This window comes from Prosthecobacter sp., assembly GCF_044373815.1.
GTDB lineage: Bacteria > Verrucomicrobiota > Verrucomicrobiia > Verrucomicrobiales > Verrucomicrobiaceae > Prosthecobacter.
The window spans coordinates 1-2,603 of sequence record NZ_JBIPNG010000690.1 but is presented as its reverse complement, the minus strand read 5'-3'; the positions used below and the strand labels follow the sequence as shown (position 1 = coordinate 2,603).

The following is a 2,603-nucleotide window of genomic DNA, read 5'->3' as shown; positions in this document are numbered from 1 at the left end:
TGTGTGCGGGATTCCAGCCGAGCTCGCAACTGATCTTCGTCGCATCCATGGCGTAGCGCCGATCATGGCCGGGACGGTCAGAGACAAAAGTGATGAGGTTGCGCGAATGGCCACCGAGTTCGGGCTTCAGTTCGTCAATGAGGTCACAAATCATCTGCACGAGATGCACGTTCGCCAGTTCGTTCCGACCACTAATGTTGTAAGTCTCTCCGACTTGGCCGCTGGTGAGCACCGCCCAAAGCGCTGCAGCATGGTCGCAGACATAAATCCAGTCGCGCACGTTCATTCCATCGCCGTAGATGGGGACAGACTCTCGGGCGAGGACACTTTGAATGACCACGGGGATGAGTTTCTCTGGAAACTGATACGGGCCGTAATTATTCGAACATCGCGTGATAACGGCAGGCAAGCCGTAGGTTTGGTGGTAACTGCGCACAAGCATGTCGCTCGCCGCTTTACTGGCTGAATAGGGGGAGTTCGGCGCGCAGGGCGTGTCCTCATTAAAGGCGGGATCGTCGGAACCGAGGGAACCGAAAACTTCATCGGTAGAGACATGAAGAAACCTGGCAGCTTGATTCTGGTGGCCTGCGGCAGAATCGAACCAATGGGCGCGGCAGGCTTCGAGGAGGTGAAAGGTGCCGTTGATATTGGTGGTGATGAAGCCTCCGGGACCGGTGATGCTGCGATCAACGTGAGACTCGGCGGCGAGATGCATGACGTGTGTGATGTCATGCTGGCGGATGACGCGGAGGGCTTCTTCCTTGTCGCGGAGATCGACCTGCTCAAAGGCATATCGTGGATGGACACCATGAATGCCGTCGAGATTTTCGAGATGTCCGGCATAGGTAAGGCAGTCCAGATTGACAAGCTTCGAGATCTCAGGCTGGTCAATGACATGCCGGATGAGATTTGAGCCGATGAAGCCCGCCCCGCCAGTGATGAGAAGATTCATCATGCTTTGACGGCAGCGTATTCGCTGAAGACGCCCATGCAGGCGATGCGCCGGGCATCTTGGAAACCAGCGGCCTTGAGGGCGGAGACGACAGCCTCAGGACGGACACAGGCGTCCATGGTCTCCCAAAAGTACACCATCATCTCCTCCGCCTTTTTGCTGCGGGTGAGCAGGCGGGCGAAGAAGGGATACACAATGCCGAAGTAGAGTTTGAAAAGAGCAGAGCCGATCCGGCCCGCTGGACGGGTGGCTTCCATGATGAGGACACGGCCGCCAGGCTTGAGTACACGGTGAAATTCACGGAAGGTGGCCTCCAGATCGGCGAAGTGACGCAGTGCATAGCCCACCGTGAGGAAGTCGTAGGCGTTGGCTTCGACAGGCATGCTCTCGGCACGGCTCTGGATGAAGCGTGCGTTTGGCAGCTTTTCCCTGGCCACGGCCAGCATTCCATCGCTGGGCTCCACGCAGGTGATGGTGCTATCACCACCGAGCACCTGGCTGGCGGCAACGGCCACGAGGCCAGTGCCACAGGCAACATCGAGGTGCTGCATGCCTGGCCGCAGGCCATGGCGGCTCTGCGCCGTCCTGCGGTAGAGATTGCCCGTGCCGAAAAACCCCCAGCCGACGATGGGATCGTAATGCTTGGCGCCTTGATCGAAGAGCTCTTTGACGTAGCCCTGCCGTTCTTCGGGCTGAGCATAGCGATGGGACAGGACGGGATGGGGAATCATGAAAGTTTCAGGCGCTTTTAAGACCGACACGTTTCACCTCGATGGCAACGTCGGCAAGGTAGTCACGGTACTCGCACTGGGGCAGTGCAGTCACCAGTTTTTCAAAGTCGCCGAGGGAAAGAAAGCCGCGATGAAGAGCGGCCTCTTCCGGGCAGCCGAGTTTCATGCCCTGGCGTTTTTCGATGGTCTGCACATAGGCAGAGGCTTCATGCAGGCTGCTGCTGGTGCCTGCATCCAGCCAGGCGGTGCCACGACTGAGGCGCTGGACGCGCAGGGTGCCACGACGCAGGTATTCCTTGTTCACATCGGTGATTTCGAGTTCGCCACGGGGCGAAGGCTTCAAGCTCCGAGCGATGGAAACGACCTCGTTGTCGTATAGATAGACGCCTGGCACGGCGTAGTTGCTGCGCGGGTGAGCAGGCTTTTCTTCGAGTGAAACCGCCCGGCCTTCGGCGTCAAATTCCACCACCCCGTACCGTTCAGGGTCATGGACATGGTAGGCAAATATGGTGGCACCGAATTCAAATTCGGCAATGGCACGGGGGAAGGCGTCGCCACCAAAGAAAATGTTGTCGCCAAGGATCAAGGTCACCGGGTCTTGGCCAATGAAGGATGCGGCAATGAGGAAAGCCTGTGCGATGCCTTCGGGCCTGGCCTGCTCACGGTATTCAATTGAAATGCCCCACTGCGAACCGTCTCCAAGCAAGCGCTGAAATCGTGGCAAATCCTGCGGGGAGGAAATGAGGCAGAACTCACGGATACCGGACGCAATGAGCACGGTGAGCGGGTAGTACACCATGGGCTTGTCATAGACCGGCTGCAGCTGCTTGGACGCCACCTGCGTGAGTGGATACAGCCGTGATCCCACGCCGCCTGCGAGGATGATGCCTTTCATGGCAAGAAAAGGGGGATGTGCGCCA

Annotated in this window: 3 protein-coding genes; all 3 read right to left on the bottom strand. The window is 58.2% G+C overall.

Annotation, left to right across the window (positions count from 1 at the left end; translation table 11 throughout):
• The coding region (rfbB, locus tag ACIREA_RS30340; RefSeq protein WP_397386052.1) for a dTDP-glucose 4,6-dehydratase at nucleotides 1-955 on the bottom strand (955 nt) is incomplete at its 3' end.
• A complete protein-coding gene (locus ACIREA_RS30335) occupies nucleotides 952-1,683 on the bottom strand; it encodes a class I SAM-dependent methyltransferase (protein WP_397386051.1) in 732 nt (243 codons plus the stop codon). The genes rfbB and ACIREA_RS30335, both read right to left, overlap by 4 nt.
• A gap of 7 nt (nucleotides 1,684-1,690) precedes the next feature.
• Nucleotides 1,691-2,578, bottom strand: a complete 888-nt coding sequence (gene rfbA, locus ACIREA_RS30330) for a glucose-1-phosphate thymidylyltransferase RfbA (protein WP_397386053.1) — start codon at nucleotides 2,576-2,578, stop codon at nucleotides 1,691-1,693.
• Nucleotides 2,579-2,603: the final 25 nt, after the last annotated feature.

Bases quoted from the DNA above. Each gene is read 5' to 3' on its own strand.
- rfbA (WP_397386053.1), bottom strand. From the start codon at position 2,578: ATGAAAGGCATCATCCTCGCAGGCGGCGTGGGATCACGGCTGTATCCA.
- ACIREA_RS30335 (WP_397386051.1), bottom strand. From the start codon at position 1,683: ATGATTCCCCATCCCGTCCTGTCCCATCGCTATGCTCAGCCCGAAGAA.